At 62.5% G+C, this 12121-nt stretch carries 15 protein-coding genes; 7 read left to right on the forward strand and 8 right to left on the reverse strand.

From position 1 onward, the window contains the following. The first annotated feature begins 91 nt into the window (after positions 1 to 91). From MCUTH_RS09595 to MCUTH_RS09605, 3 genes are all read left to right on the forward strand, one after another. Positions 92 to 400 carry a hypothetical protein gene (locus MCUTH_RS09595; protein WP_066958438.1) on the forward strand — a complete coding sequence of 103 codons (309 nt, stop codon included), beginning with the start codon at positions 92 to 94 and terminating at the stop codon, positions 398 to 400. 113 nt (positions 401 to 513) lie between these two features. Then, on the forward strand, positions 514 to 1278 hold the full coding sequence (locus tag MCUTH_RS11615) for a hypothetical protein (protein WP_066958440.1): 765 nt from the start codon (positions 514 to 516) through the stop codon (positions 1276 to 1278). A 76-nt stretch (positions 1279 to 1354) separates the two neighbouring features. Continuing rightward, the gene (locus MCUTH_RS09605; protein WP_150468735.1) at positions 1355 to 2293 is read left to right on the forward strand and encodes a cache domain-containing protein; all 939 of its coding nucleotides are present in this window, start codon (positions 1355 to 1357) and stop codon (positions 2291 to 2293) included. A 117-nt stretch (positions 2294 to 2410) separates the two neighbouring features. Here MCUTH_RS09605 and MCUTH_RS11845 read toward each other — a convergent pair whose 3' ends face one another. After that, complete coding sequence (locus MCUTH_RS11845) at positions 2411 to 2590, reverse strand: hypothetical protein (RefSeq protein ID WP_066958443.1); 180 nt, start codon at positions 2588 to 2590, stop codon at positions 2411 to 2413. Positions 2591 to 2695: 105 nt separating this feature from the next. Between MCUTH_RS11845 and MCUTH_RS09615 the strand changes: the two genes are divergently transcribed. Next, positions 2696 to 3934 (forward strand): PQQ-dependent sugar dehydrogenase, encoded by a 1239-nt coding sequence (locus MCUTH_RS09615; protein WP_224732813.1) that lies wholly within the window; start codon positions 2696 to 2698, stop codon positions 3932 to 3934. A gap of 6 nt (positions 3935 to 3940) precedes the next feature. On the opposite strand, the gene MCUTH_RS09620 is transcribed toward MCUTH_RS09615, so the two are convergent. The 3 genes from MCUTH_RS09620 to MCUTH_RS09630 form a co-directional block, all read right to left on the reverse strand. Next, on the reverse strand, positions 3941 to 4624 hold the full coding sequence (locus MCUTH_RS09620) for a GNAT family N-acetyltransferase (protein WP_066958445.1): 684 nt from the start codon (positions 4622 to 4624) through the stop codon (positions 3941 to 3943). Between the two features lie 121 nt (positions 4625 to 4745). Then, a complete protein-coding gene (locus MCUTH_RS09625) occupies positions 4746 to 5171 on the reverse strand; it encodes a hypothetical protein (RefSeq protein ID WP_066958447.1) in 426 nt (141 codons plus the stop codon). 159 nt (positions 5172 to 5330) lie between these two features. After that, the gene (locus MCUTH_RS09630) at positions 5331 to 6116 is read right to left on the reverse strand and encodes a winged helix-turn-helix domain-containing protein (RefSeq protein WP_083524855.1); all 786 of its coding nucleotides are present in this window, start codon (positions 6114 to 6116) and stop codon (positions 5331 to 5333) included. Between the two features lie 157 nt (positions 6117 to 6273). Between MCUTH_RS09630 and MCUTH_RS09635 the strand changes: the two genes are divergently transcribed. Next, positions 6274 to 6513 (forward strand): MTH865 family protein, encoded by a 240-nt coding sequence (locus MCUTH_RS09635; protein WP_066958448.1) that lies wholly within the window; start codon positions 6274 to 6276, stop codon positions 6511 to 6513. Positions 6514 to 6596: 83 nt separating this feature from the next. Here MCUTH_RS09635 and MCUTH_RS09640 read toward each other — a convergent pair whose 3' ends face one another. The 4 genes from MCUTH_RS09640 to MCUTH_RS09655 all read right to left on the reverse strand — a co-directional run bounded on the left by MCUTH_RS09640 (position 6597) and on the right by MCUTH_RS09655 (position 9828). Next, positions 6597 to 7115 carry an SRPBCC family protein gene (locus tag MCUTH_RS09640; protein WP_066958450.1) on the reverse strand — a complete coding sequence of 173 codons (519 nt, stop codon included), beginning with the start codon at positions 7113 to 7115 and terminating at the stop codon, positions 6597 to 6599. A gap of 129 nt (positions 7116 to 7244) precedes the next feature. Continuing rightward, entirely contained in the window at positions 7245 to 7658 is a 414-nt protein-coding gene (locus MCUTH_RS09645; RefSeq protein WP_066958451.1) for a hypothetical protein, read from the reverse strand. 44 nt (positions 7659 to 7702) lie between these two features. Continuing rightward, complete coding sequence (locus tag MCUTH_RS09650) at positions 7703 to 8215, reverse strand: SRPBCC family protein (protein WP_066958590.1); 513 nt, start codon at positions 8213 to 8215, stop codon at positions 7703 to 7705. 653 nt (positions 8216 to 8868) lie between these two features. After that, positions 8869 to 9828 (reverse strand): nucleoside recognition protein, encoded by a 960-nt coding sequence (locus tag MCUTH_RS09655; protein WP_066958453.1) that lies wholly within the window; start codon positions 9826 to 9828, stop codon positions 8869 to 8871. A 403-nt stretch (positions 9829 to 10231) separates the two neighbouring features. Here MCUTH_RS09655 and MCUTH_RS12110 point away from each other — a divergent pair, with 403 nt between their 5' ends. Both MCUTH_RS12110 and MCUTH_RS09660 read left to right on the forward strand, forming a co-directional pair. Continuing rightward, positions 10232 to 10360 (forward strand): symporter small accessory protein, encoded by a 129-nt coding sequence (locus tag MCUTH_RS12110; RefSeq protein WP_330219247.1) that lies wholly within the window; start codon positions 10232 to 10234, stop codon positions 10358 to 10360. Beyond that, a complete protein-coding gene (locus tag MCUTH_RS09660; RefSeq protein ID WP_066958455.1) occupies positions 10350 to 11927 on the forward strand; it encodes a sodium:solute symporter family protein in 1578 nt (525 codons plus the stop codon). The genes MCUTH_RS12110 and MCUTH_RS09660 overlap by 11 nt, the downstream gene beginning before the upstream one ends. The last annotated feature ends 194 nt before the right edge of the window (positions 11928 to 12121 follow it).

Raw genomic sequence — 12121 nt, forward strand, 5'->3', positions numbered from 1 at the left:
TCACTCTCCATTCCCGGTCGGAGGAATGTATCATCCCCTCCGGGGATCTTTTTTCCGGAAAAGATAACTCTCCATGCGGCAAGAGCGTATTATGAAAGATACAGTCTCAAGGACGGGCCAGTGTGCTGCAGGACCATCCGCGCCGAAGGCGGACCGCATGGCTCTCCTCAAAGAGATCGCCGCATTCACCCGCGAGTACGCCGATGTCCTTGCCCGGTACCACACCTACACGATGGACGACCTCAACCGCATCGAGCAGGAGTGCTGGAGGCTGCACGACGAGGCGTGCAGCAGGGGAGCCTGCGGGAGCGCCGGGGAACTTGCGGAACTCGAGTACCTCATCGGCCGGGCGAAGGAGATGATGGCGAAGATGATGGAGAGCGAGAGAGGGCCGGGATAAGCCGGCGCCCTCCAGCCGGTCATCGGGGCGGGTTGCCCGGGGAGAATCCTCCACCACCATCCCGATGCGGCATTCATGCGCATACAACTCCGGGAAGTGCCAGGATGGATTGTGTGAAGTTCTTTCTGGATGAGGGCGTCGACGTCTTCGCCCGGGTCGGGATCGAGGAACTCCCCGATGCGGATAGAGAATCGGTGCTGCGGTTCCTCCCGGCCGCCCGATCCGTGATCGTTTTTGGAAGAGAGGTCCCCGCTGCGGTATACCGGATGCCGCCGAACGAGGAGACTCGGGAGATGCTCCGGATCGCCGGGAGCCTGGACGACACCGCCCTGCGGCTCGCCGGCCTCCTGGGTGCGGAGGGTATCGCTGCCCGCCCCGTCCCGCTCTACCTGCCCGTGCGGGTCGTCGACGGGAGGGTGCAGGGCGTCGTCCGCTTGAAACAGGTCGCCGCGGCCGCGGGGCTCGGGGAGATCGGCACGAGCACTCTCCTCCTCAACCGGCGCTTCGGCCCGCGGCTGCTGCTCTCCGGCGTCGTGACCGGCCCGGGTGCCCCGGAATTCGGGAGAAAGGATGGGGCGGGCGGCAACGGTGCGCCGCTCTGCACCGGGTGCAGGGCCTGCATCCGGGCATGCCCGGAGGGAGCGCTGGGGCCGGAGGGTGTCGATGCGTTCCGGTGTCGGACGGTGCGTGCATGGGTTCCGCCCCCGGTCGTCCCGGCCGTGAAGTGGCTGCTCCGGCGGCGGCTCCTTCTCGGAGTTCTTGCCCCGCTTGCGCCGCTCGTTGCCAGGACGGCGACGATCCGGTGCAGCCTCTGCGTCACCGGGTGCCCGGCGCTTCCGGGAGCGGCTGAAGAGAGTTATCCGCGAAAATTTTCGTGAAAATCGTAATCAGCCGCTGTAAATTTGCGAGTCTTTAAGTTCCTGCTTCTGCAATAGATCCGTGAAGGCATATCGGATGACAGGCCAGAAAGTTCTGATAGCCGCAGTTATTGCGCTGATTATTGTTGCAGCAGGGATTATGCTTGCATTTGGGCCCGGCGCGACCGGGCCGGCTCCCGCCGAGAGCGTGCCGGTGAAGAAGGTGCCCACGCAGGATGAGATGAGGGCTCTCGTGGCGGAGATTGCGGGGCAGATCGACGGAGACGCCTTCGCCGCGCTCAGGCCCGGCGACGAGAATACCACGGCATATATCGCCATCCATGACCGGCTCAATGCTTTCCGGTCCGCAAATCCCGAGATCGTCTACATCTCGACGATGCGCAGGGTGGGGGACGCCATCGAGCAGGTCGTTGATGCGGACTACGGCAGCAGCGACGGATACGCAATCGGCGACGGATACTACGTTGCGGAACCGGACGAGCCTTTCCTTGCCGGATTTACGGAGCCCTACACTGAGGTCTACTCCAGGGTCTACGGGTATGCTCCGGTGAGGGATGCAAGCGGCGTCGCCGTTGGCGTAGTCTGCCTCGAACCGGATGGCCCGATCGAGCAGGAGCGGATCGAAGCCCTTGCAGCGGAGATTGCAGGGCAGATCGACGGAGACGCCTTCGCCGCACTCAAGCCCGGCGATGAGAATACCACGGCATTCATCACCATTCGCGACCAGCTCGAAGCCTTCCGGACCGCGAACCCCGAGATCAGCTACATCTACACGATGCGTAAGGTCGATGATACCGTCGAGTATGTCGTGGACGCAGACTACGGCAGCGAAGACGGAGTTGCGATAGGCAACGGCTACGCCCTGACGGATCTCGACGCCGGACTCCTCGCCGGCTATGAGGGACCCACCGCCGAGATCTACTCCATCATCTACGCGTATGCCCCGATCATGAACGCGAGCGGCTCCAGCGTCGGGATCGTCGGCGTCGATATGGGGTTCGTTCACCGGCCATAAGCGCTGATCGGGAAGCGGGGGCGCCAGCCCCTCCTCCCGAATGCTATGAAGGTCCCGGTCTATGGGCGATCTCGGGTGCACTGACGGGAGTTCGGCGGGGTTGCCCGCCTCCCCTCCTCACCAGACCTCTTGGCCGCCGGCAAAATGGGCGGTGAAGATCCTGCCTGGATCGTCCGTCTCTTCTACGTTGGGGATCTTCGCACCCGCGAGACTCCCGAACCCCGCGGGCACATAGAGGGTGAAGTCCAAGGGAGCCGCACCGTTCGAGGCGGCCCTTGAGATATGCAGCGACGGCATGGGGGTCACAGTGCAGCCAGTATCACAATATGCTTCGTAGTCACACCCCGCCGGGTACTTTTAAGTACTTCCACCTGATCCATCCTAACCGGGAGCGAGAGCGCTATGCCGGAACAAGCAGCCCCGGACCGGGTGAGCCTCGAACTCGTCGCAGAGGGGTTCACCATGCCCGTTGCGCTTGCATCCCCCGCAGACGGGACCGGGCGACTCTTCGTTGCGGACCTTCCCGGCGTCATCCGGGTCATCGACGCCGAGGGCCGTCTTTTGGATGAGCCGTTCCTCGAGATCACCGACCGGGTCGTCGGGCTCCGCACCGGGTACGATGAACGTGGGCTCCTCGGCCTCGCGTTTCACCCGCAGTTCGTCGAGAGCGGGAGATTCTTCGTATACTACAGTGCTCCTCTCCGGGACGGTGCGCCCGAAGGCTGGGACCACACGAGCCGGGTATCGGAGTTTCGGGTCGCGGCAGATGATCCAGACCGGGCAGATCCGGACTCAGAGCGGGTGATTCTCGAGGTCGATCAGCCGCAGGCGAACCACAACGGCGGCTCGATCGCCTTCGGCCCCGACGGCTACCTCTACATCCCGCTCGGCGACGGTGGGGGTGCGAACGACGTCGGGAGAGGCCACCTGCCGGGAGGGAACGGGCAGAATCTCGGGACGCTGCTGGGGAAGATTCTCCGGATCGATATAGACGGCGGGAAGCCCTACGGCATCCCGGCGGACAACCCGTTCGTGGGGAGAGAGGGGCGGGACGAGATCTACGCCTACGGCCTGCGCAACCCATGGAGGATGACGTTCGACGCCGGGGGCGAGCACCGGCTCTTTGCCGCCGATGCCGGGCAGTACCTCTGGGAGTCGGTCAAGATCATCGTCCCTGGCGGGAACCACGGCTGGAGCCTTCGGGAGGGCAACCACGCCTTCGACCCCGAAAACCCCTACGAGTCGCCGGCAGACGTGCCCCGGACCGGCCGCCGCGGCGAGCCCCTGGTCGACGCGATCATCGAGTACCCGAACGCCAACCAGCCCGGCGGGATCGGGGCGGTCGTCATCGGCGGCTACGTCTACCGGGGGCAGGCACTCCCCGGGCTCTTCGGGCGCTACGTATTCGGCGAGTGGAACCGGGCGGGGACCGACGGCGATGGGATCATCTTCGTCGCGACGGAGAAACCCGGAAGTCCGTGGGAGTTTCATGAGATCGAGGTTGCCGGGAGCCGGACCGTGGGGGCGTATGTCCTCGCGTTCGGGGAGGATGCAGAGCGCGAACTCTATATTCTGACCTCAAAGAGCCGGGGACCGGCCGGGAAGACCGGCAGGGTTTATCGGCTCGTCCCGCCGCCCTGACCTCCGCTACTCCGCGAGGTCTCGCCGGACATCCCGCATCGTCTCATCGAAGTCCTGCATCAGGGTGTCGGATCGATCCTGCACCGCATCGTACACCATGGTCAGGACGGTGAGGGCACGATACGGCACCCACGCCCTGTGAGTGGAGACGGTGTGAAACCCCGCCCTCTCATACAGCCGCACCGCAGGCGGGTTGGGGGCGATGACGGAGAGAACGATCCTCCCGCCCCCGCGGGACCGGACCCGCCTGACAGCGTCCTCGAGCAGCGCCGCGCCGATTCCCCGGCCCCGCTCTGCAGGAGCGACCGAGAGGCTGGAGATCTCGTATGCGGGCTCCGGTTCTCGCTTCAGGTAGTGCGGCGCAAAGATTAGCAGTTCGACAAGGAAGAACCGTACGGCGGTGATGGGGCCGGCCGCACGGGCGACAGCGAGAGCCCCCTTCACGAGCCCGGGGGCGTCCGGTGCCTGCATGACCAAGATCCCGGCGACCCTGCCCTCCCTGACGGCGCAGGTGATCATCTCGCGCCCAAAGGCATTGCCGCCCGCCCTGACCAGACGCTCGATCGTTGAAAGAGCCCTCGTCCGATCCCTGCCAAAGACGAGCGGGAAATACGCCGGCTCGGTCTCGTAAATTAGACCCGCAACCTCCTCGGTGCAGTGCCGGTCCGGGCTGAACGGTTCGATAAACATCGGGGACGACTCCGGGGCGTCTCGGCGCTCAAAGCCCCCCGTCGGGGAGAAGGACGGGTTTTGGGGACGGATTCCTATGGGCATCCCGATGAGAGGGGAGGTCGCCGCTCTTTTGAGGGATTTAAGTGCGCTCCGGCCTTCCCTTCCACTCCCAGAGCCTTGATCGGCTGTTGCCCTCGGCGTCGACGGTGTACTCGATTATGACGGCGGTTCCGTTGAGGCGGCTCCATTGCGGGGTGGACGAGCGGAAGAAGAGCAGCCCATGAAAGAGCGTTTCAGGGTCTGATGCGCTTCCTTTTCCCATACCCATCCCGGTGTACATGGCCATCTCGCCGTCCTTTGACGTGACCACGCCGGAACCCTCGGCGTGGAAGGTGTCCGGACTGCGCCACACACTCCAGGCGGTCGATAGGTCCTGGGACTCGATGCCCAGCAGCCTTCCGGTCGACAGGTCCGTCGTCTCGATCTTCGGGCTGGTCTCGAGCAGCTCAACGACCCTTGTTCCGATGATCTTCCCTCGCGACTCGCCGATCAGTTCACCCGACATCTTCAACTCCTCCTGATGCTGTATTCGCTGCACCCCTCATCGCGATTCCAGAAGACCGTCTCGCGGGGTGCACCGGTCAACCCTAACCATTGCGGGATAAAAAAAGTATGCGGATCTCCGGCGGTACGTCGATCGTATCGAGGGAATAGGGCCGGGGCGCTACGGTCCCAGGGCGGCGTAGAGGGTGCCGATGCCCGTGAGGGCCTTATAGCCCTTATCGGTGATGATATAGTCCCCCCGCTCATGCCGTTGCAGGATCAGTCCCGCGTCCTGGAGTTTCTTGAGATGGAAGAGCAGGTTCCCTCCCCGGAGATCGGTCAGGTTCGAGAGGGACGAGAACGTCTGCGACTCTGCGGCAAGCGCCTGCACGATCCGGAACCGGTGCCGGTTTGCGAGCGGCTCGAGGATCTCCCGAACCAGGACCTCGCCCGGAAGGTCCGCGATGGACGAAGAAGTCTCCTTGTTCTCCCGGTAGACCCCGAGCGATCGCATCAGATCGAGCTGTTTCTCAAAGAGTCGGTTCGTCTCGGCAAAGCAGGTAGCGCAGGACTCCAGTTTCCCGGCTTTACGCATCGTCGCGAGCCGGTCACGGTAGGACCGGACGACCTCCTCGCTCACCTCACCGTCCCGGATATGCTCCGCGGAGGCCTTGAGGAACTCATAGAATACGGCGTAGCACCGCTCCCTCATCGGGCAGTCCCGGATCATCCGCTCCTGGAGCCTCTGGCCGGCATCGGAGAGGTTCTGCCCGATGAAGAGATCCGCGTACTCCCTGCGGAGTCCGCTGAGGGCCGCATCAACGTTCTGCCGGCTCGCATGCTCGATAAACCGCCTGATTTCGCTCCTGAGGCCGGCAAGTTCGGATCGAACCTCCTGGATCTCCTTCCCATAGAACTGCTCATCCTCGTCGGACCCCTTATGGTCATGGGACTGTAGCGTGGGCATCAGGTATAGTTTAGTGACGGGCATATATATTATACTAACTGTCTAACAGGATGAACGGTGAGACGATACCTGCGCGGCTCGGCTGCAAAGTGTATAGCAACGACTGCTCGCCGGCAAAGGCCGCCCGGGATACCACCAGGATGACGGAGGAAAAAGTATGAGTGTTAAGGAAGAGATCCATGCGCAGATCGTCGGCGCCCTCGCCGGCGCGAAGTTCCCGATTAAGACACCCGAGGATCTCCTTGCCGCGTTCCCCGCAGGAGCGGCGACCAGATGCAAGGCCGGCGACGTGGAGATGACCGCCGGGGAAGCGGGCACCCTCTTAAAGCCGGAGGACTTCCCCTTCCTGACCCCCGAAGAGGTGGCCGAGACCATCCTCTCCCGGGCAGGGATGTAACCCTCTTTTTGCAGATCTCGGACCGGGCGGTTCGGACCGCCTGGCTTCCGGGGCTCTCAAACCGCTCCGGGCGGCACGCACTTTCAGGCGCCGGTCTTTCGCATCGAGAGTTCCTTCAGGACTACTCCGAGTTTGTCAAGGGACTCGTTCCACCCGGCCTCGGCAGCATCGAGCGTCTCGCTAGCCGGAATCCCGGCCATCCGAAGGGTCACCGTCGTTTCGCCTCCATGCTCCTCGAACGTCACCGTCACGAGCACCTCACGCGGCCAGTCCCCGCTCATCCCGTATGTCGAGGCCGGGACCACGTTGCCTTCGGCGTCCGCAAACGAGTCGGTGAAGACGAGCCGCTCCATCGGAACAATCTTTCGATACTCACCGGTGCTCCAGAAGTCCTGGCCTTCGGGTGAGCGCATGTTGAAGAGATACCTCCCTCCTTCACGAAGATCGACCTTGATGACGGGTGCCGTAAAGCCCGCCGGCCCCCACCAGCGCATGAGATACCCAGGTTTTGTCCACGCCCGCCAGACATCCTGTAGCGGCGCAGCAAAGACACGCCGGATGAGCAGCCTTCCTCTCTTTTCCGCTAGAACAGCCTCGGCCATCGTTTTGAACCTCCTTTTTTCGGGCTACCTACCTGCTGCATGAAAAAACCTTTCCCAACCGCGGATGCACCGATGAGGTGAAGTCCGACGGCGGTGGATCAAGGCGCTACATCATGAACGAGGGTGCTTTCACCGTATCCCCCGGATGCGGGTTCCGGCTCCTCTTGAGATGGGATACACGGGCCGCGAGGTGCAGCTCGCCCACATGAAGAACGCGAGGGCGTCGAGCAGACAGGCGTAGGCATCCGCCTGCATGGCGACGCTCGCCCGCGAAGGCATGGGCGAGCCGAGGTAGCCAAACCTCAAGGGCGCGATGACCTGGAGCCCCGGGTCGAACCCGCCTGCGTTGCCGTGGACGGCCAGTACCGGGTAGCCGCCCCCCACCCGGGCGTATTCGACGCTTCCATAGTCCGTCCGGACCGCCCGCCTTTCCGGGTTCTCGATACGTTCCCGGGCGGCACGAATATCACGCCGGTGGCTCATCACGACCGCCGCCCCCGAGACGGCGACACCAAGCAGGAGGAGGACTCGGAGGTCAGCCATGGGGGTGCACGCTCCACTCCAGCCGTAAGGCTTCCCGGTCCCGGCTACCCTTGCTGCAGTTCGTTCAGGAGCGCGGCAAGGCGGTCCAGGGACTCGTTCCACCCGGCCTCGGTCATATCGAGCGACTCGCCCGCCGGGATGCCTTCATGCCGCAGGGTCATCTTCGTCCCGCCGTCGTGCTCCTCAAACATCACCGTCACAAGCAGTTCCAGCGGCCAGTCGCCGCTCATCCCGTAGGCAGAGGCCGGGACGACGTTGCCTTCCGCGTCCGCAAACGAGTCGGTGAAGACGAGCCGTTCACCCGCGACAATCTCGCGGTAGACGCCCGTGCTCCAGAAGTCCCGGCCGTCGGGCAAGCGCATACCAAACAGGTACCTGCCCCCCTCGCGGAGGTCGACCCTGAAGACCAGCGCCGTAAAGCTCGCCGGCCCCCACCACCGCGCTATCAATTCCGGATCCGTCCAAGCCCGGAAAACGAGGTCGCGCGGCGCGTCGAACTCCCGCGTGGTGATGATCTCCTGCTTTCCGGGTTCAGTGATAATACTCGTCTCGGCCATAACAACACCTCCGGCTGAGGGCTCTGTGGATTTGGTGGAGCCCGGTTTGGACGGCACCGACCTTGCAGCCCTCCTACCGATCCCGGAGGTTCCTCGCTGGGCAACCATCCGGATCAGGACCTCCCCAATATGTCCACTGTACTTAAATGTCACGCCGTCCCGCTCGCGGCCCGTGCATGATGAGTATTTCCAGCGGTTCTGAACGTGCCTGTCCTCCACATACCGACCGTATCTTTTGATTCCCCGGATGGTCTCCCCCATTTCCACGAATACATGCTCCTCGCCGAGCGCAATCTCCAATGGGCGACAGTTACGGGGAAGTTGTGACAGGGCATACAAGTACGCCGGTGATTTGCCCCTTTGCACCCCTGTTGACTGCCATCTGCCTCACCGGGAGAGCATATCCTCGGCCATCACCGGCGGGGTTTTGGCATCGCCACTAGCCTTGGAGGGAAATCCTACCACCAAGGTGGGCCGTGGCATCCAAGGGTTATCTCATCTGCCGCCTCCGATGATTTTGGTGAGGCAGTATCAACTCCGGATCCGCGCATGCCAAAAAGACAAAGGAGTCAACCAAGATCTACGGGTCGCTCCATCCAGCTCCAGACCGGTATCGCGATCGAGGATATGGGTCGTCCATACCACAGGACCGCTCACCAGAACCAGGCCAGCAGGAAGATGGCAACCAGCAGGAGGCCGTCCTGGAGCGCGACCGAAAGAAGCATGATCTCGGTGCCCCGCCGGGGTCCAAAGATTGCAATATAAAAGGACCCGAGCCACCGCAGGTAGGTGACGACGCTGGTCAACAGGTTCGCCACGAGCAGCGTGATGACTATATCCCTGCCGGTCATATCGCCCGCCGCGAGCAGCCCGGACGCAAGGCTTGCCGCGGCGACGTACGACCCGAACTTTGCCGCGATGATCGCGATGCCTTCGGGCGGAATGGGAAAGAGTCTGCTCGCACCCTCGAGGTACGCGGCAACGGTCTCGAAGACGCCCGCTTCAATGAGAAACGCCACGATGACGAGCGTCGGGATCATGATTCCGAGGATACGACGGAGGGTCTTTGCGGTCGGTCCGGCTGCGGCCGAGAGCGCCTCGCGCAGGGACAACGTCTTACCAGAGGGTTTCTCCGGCGGCGCGGATGCCGGAACCCCGGGAAGGAGCATTCGCCCGGCAACCATGACAATCCCGGTCTTGAGGAACCCGATCCCCATCAGGATGCCGAAGTAGATCAACCCGAAGACCCCGAGCAGCGGCACGTAGACCGGGATGAGGTAGCGCCAGTGCATCACGACGGCCGGAAAAGAGTTGATGAGCGCCGCGACGATGAGCTCGCCCCTCCCGATCACCCCCTTATGATGGTAATCGACGAGCATCGCGTCCGCCGCCTGCGACGAGACGAACGCCAGGAGAAAACTCGCCCCGCACTCGCGGGGGAGGTGGGAGAAGGTCGTGACCGGGTAGGCGATCTTTGCAATCCTATCGGTGACCCGCAGGGCAATCAGGACTTCGGCGATCAGGACGCCGATGGCGACGATCGGGACCGTCCGGAGCAGGAGATCGAATGAGAGGGCCAGTGCCGCCGAAACAATCTCTGTCGTGCCGTCCATGATTCACCGCTCTGAAGGCTTCGCGTCCCGTAAGACAACATCTGATACGCCGTATCTGAATATCACCATTCTGGATTGCCAGCGCCACGGTATGCCGTTCCAGCGCTGCACGGGCTTTGCTGTGGAAGGAATAAGGCTGTGATGCGGTCTATCTTCACCCTGGCGTCAACAAAATCGCAGAATTTAAATACAATAGATCTGGATGATTTTTAGGTACTCGATGATTGAAGATCATTTAGAGACCTACGACAGCACTCTTGTGCAGAACTGCACATCAGTGCAGAACTGTGTGACCGTGCACTGCACGTTTACGCAGAACGCATTCTCCTTTAGTTAGGGAACCAGCTCTTTTGCTGCGTTCCCGTGTAATGTAACGGTTTTTCAGTTACCGTTAGGTGATTTGATGTTCGGTATTACTGATCCTGCAATCTGGTCTGGATATCTGCTTGCGCTCGGACTTACGCTCGCATGCATAGTGTACGGCCTGCTGAACTGGAATAAAGGAACGGAGGCGGAACGGGGTGGCAGTTGACACTGGACTCTTCATCGCGGTGACGCTGGTTTACCTCGCCATCATCATCTGTCTCGGTTATCTCGGCTACCGCCAGACGAAAGGCGACGATGACTATATGGTCGCCGGCAGAAAGGCCAATTCTGTCGTTCTTGCCCTCTCCTACGGTGCGACCTTCATCAGCACATCCGCAATCATCGGTTTCGGCGGGGTTGCCGCCCAACTCGGCATGGGGATGATCTGGCTGACCGTCCTCAATATTGGGCTAGGGATCCTCGTCGCGTTCATAGTCTTCGGGAAACAGACCCGCCGTATCGGGAGCAAACTCCGTGCCGTGACCTTCCCCGACCTGATGGGGAAGTGCTATCAGTCGCCGTTCATGCGCTACGCAGCAGGGCTCGTCATCGTCATCGCCATGCCGCTGTATACGGCGGCGATCCTGATCGGAGGAGCACAGTTCATCACGAGCACGTTGCAGATCCCGTACGACACTGCACTCATCGCGTTTGCCGCAGTCGTCGCCCTCTACGTGGTGTTCGGTGGGCTCATTGCCGTCATGTACACCGACGCACTGCAGGGCGGGATCATGCTCGTCGGCATGACCGTCCTCCTCGTGCTCACCTACGTCCACCTCGGGGGCGTCGTCGAGGCGCATACCGCCCTTGCCGCGATGTCGGACCTCGTCCCGGAGGCGCTTGCCGCCGGAGGGATGACCGGGTGGACCTCCATGCCGGTATTCGGGTCGCCGATATGGCTTACCATGGTGACGACGCTCGTTCTCGGCGTGGGCATCGGGGTGCTCGCGCAGCCTCAGCTGGTCGTCCGGTTCATGACCGTCAAAGACGACCGTGCACTGAATCGTGCGGTCCTCGTCGGTGGGCCGTTCATCCTGATGATGACCGGCGTCGCCTTCACGGTCGGTGCGCTGACAAACGTCTACTTCTACCAGACGGAGGGTTTGATCGCTCTCGCGGCGGCACCCAACGGCAACGTCGATACAATCATACCGAACTTCATCAACGCATCGATGCCGGACCTCTTCGTCGTCATCTTCATGCTGGCGCTCCTTGCAGCAGCGATGTCCACGCTCAGCGCCCTCTTCCACGTCATGGGAACATCGCTCGGGTTTGATCTCGCACGGCGCACCGATTCCGGTAGAGCGGCGATGCGACCGATCCAGATTGCGACCGTCGTCATGATCGTCGTGAGCGTCGTCCTTGCCTTCATCCTTCCCGGCAGCATCATCGCCCGGGCGACAGCGATGTTCATGGGCCTCTGTGCATCCGCGTTCCTGCCGGCCTACGCTCACGCTATGTACTGCAGCAGGCCGTCGATCCGTGCAGCAAAGATCAGTCTCGTCGTCGGAACGGTTGCCTGGTTTGTCTGGACCGCCTTCGTCCACGTCAAGGAGTCGGCAGCGCTCGGGATCTCGAATCTCCTCTTCGGGGTTCCGGCAATCCTTTCCGCGCCGTGGCAGGATGTGGACCCGCTCGTCGTCGCCCTTCCCCTCTCGACGGCCGCGCTGCTGGTCGGGTGGGCACTCGACCGCCACGAGGTGACCGCAGAGGAAGCGGCCAAGGCTGCCTGACGGCTCCTAACTCCATTTTTATGGCGCCCGGCTGCAGTTTGCCCCCAGAGTTCCTTTGAGCGGATGTGAGCGGCGGAAGCATGCTTCCACCTCCGGTGTGGTCGTGCATGCCGCGTATGAGCCCCACCTGTCACAGTGCGGCTTCGCATCTGTCCATCCACCGGTTCTTGAGCCGGTTCAGATCCAACACTCAA

Source organism: Methanoculleus thermophilus (genome assembly GCF_001571405.1).
Taxonomy (GTDB): Archaea; Halobacteriota; Methanomicrobia; order Methanomicrobiales; family Methanoculleaceae; genus Methanoculleus; species Methanoculleus thermophilus.

Excerpts from the sequence above, each read along its gene's own strand:
- MCUTH_RS09595 (WP_066958438.1), top strand. The coding sequence starts at position 92 with ATGAAAGATACAGTCTCAAGGACGGGCCAGTGTGCTGCAGGACCATCC.
- MCUTH_RS09605 (WP_150468735.1), top strand. The coding sequence starts at position 1,355 with ATGACAGGCCAGAAAGTTCTGATAGCCGCAGTTATTGCGCTGATTATT.
- MCUTH_RS11845 (WP_066958443.1), bottom strand. The coding sequence starts at position 2,590 with ATGCCGTCGCTGCATATCTCAAGGGCCGCCTCGAACGGTGCGGCTCCC.
- MCUTH_RS09615 (WP_224732813.1), top strand. The coding sequence starts at position 2,696 with ATGCCGGAACAAGCAGCCCCGGACCGGGTGAGCCTCGAACTCGTCGCA.
- MCUTH_RS09620 (WP_066958445.1), bottom strand. The coding sequence starts at position 4,624 with ATGTTTATCGAACCGTTCAGCCCGGACCGGCACTGCACCGAGGAGGTT.
- MCUTH_RS09625 (WP_066958447.1), bottom strand. The coding sequence starts at position 5,171 with ATGTCGGGTGAACTGATCGGCGAGTCGCGAGGGAAGATCATCGGAACA.
- MCUTH_RS09630 (WP_083524855.1), bottom strand. The coding sequence starts at position 6,116 with ATGCCCACGCTACAGTCCCATGACCATAAGGGGTCCGACGAGGATGAG.
- MCUTH_RS09635 (WP_066958448.1), top strand. The coding sequence starts at position 6,274 with ATGAGTGTTAAGGAAGAGATCCATGCGCAGATCGTCGGCGCCCTCGCC.
- MCUTH_RS09640 (WP_066958450.1), bottom strand. The coding sequence starts at position 7,115 with ATGGCCGAGGCTGTTCTAGCGGAAAAGAGAGGAAGGCTGCTCATCCGG.
- MCUTH_RS09645 (WP_066958451.1), bottom strand. The coding sequence starts at position 7,658 with ATGGCTGACCTCCGAGTCCTCCTCCTGCTTGGTGTCGCCGTCTCGGGG.
- MCUTH_RS09650 (WP_066958590.1), bottom strand. The coding sequence starts at position 8,215 with ATGGCCGAGACGAGTATTATCACTGAACCCGGAAAGCAGGAGATCATC.
- MCUTH_RS09655 (WP_066958453.1), bottom strand. The coding sequence starts at position 9,828 with ATGGACGGCACGACAGAGATTGTTTCGGCGGCACTGGCCCTCTCATTC.
- MCUTH_RS12110 (WP_330219247.1), top strand. The coding sequence starts at position 10,232 with ATGTTCGGTATTACTGATCCTGCAATCTGGTCTGGATATCTGCTTGCG.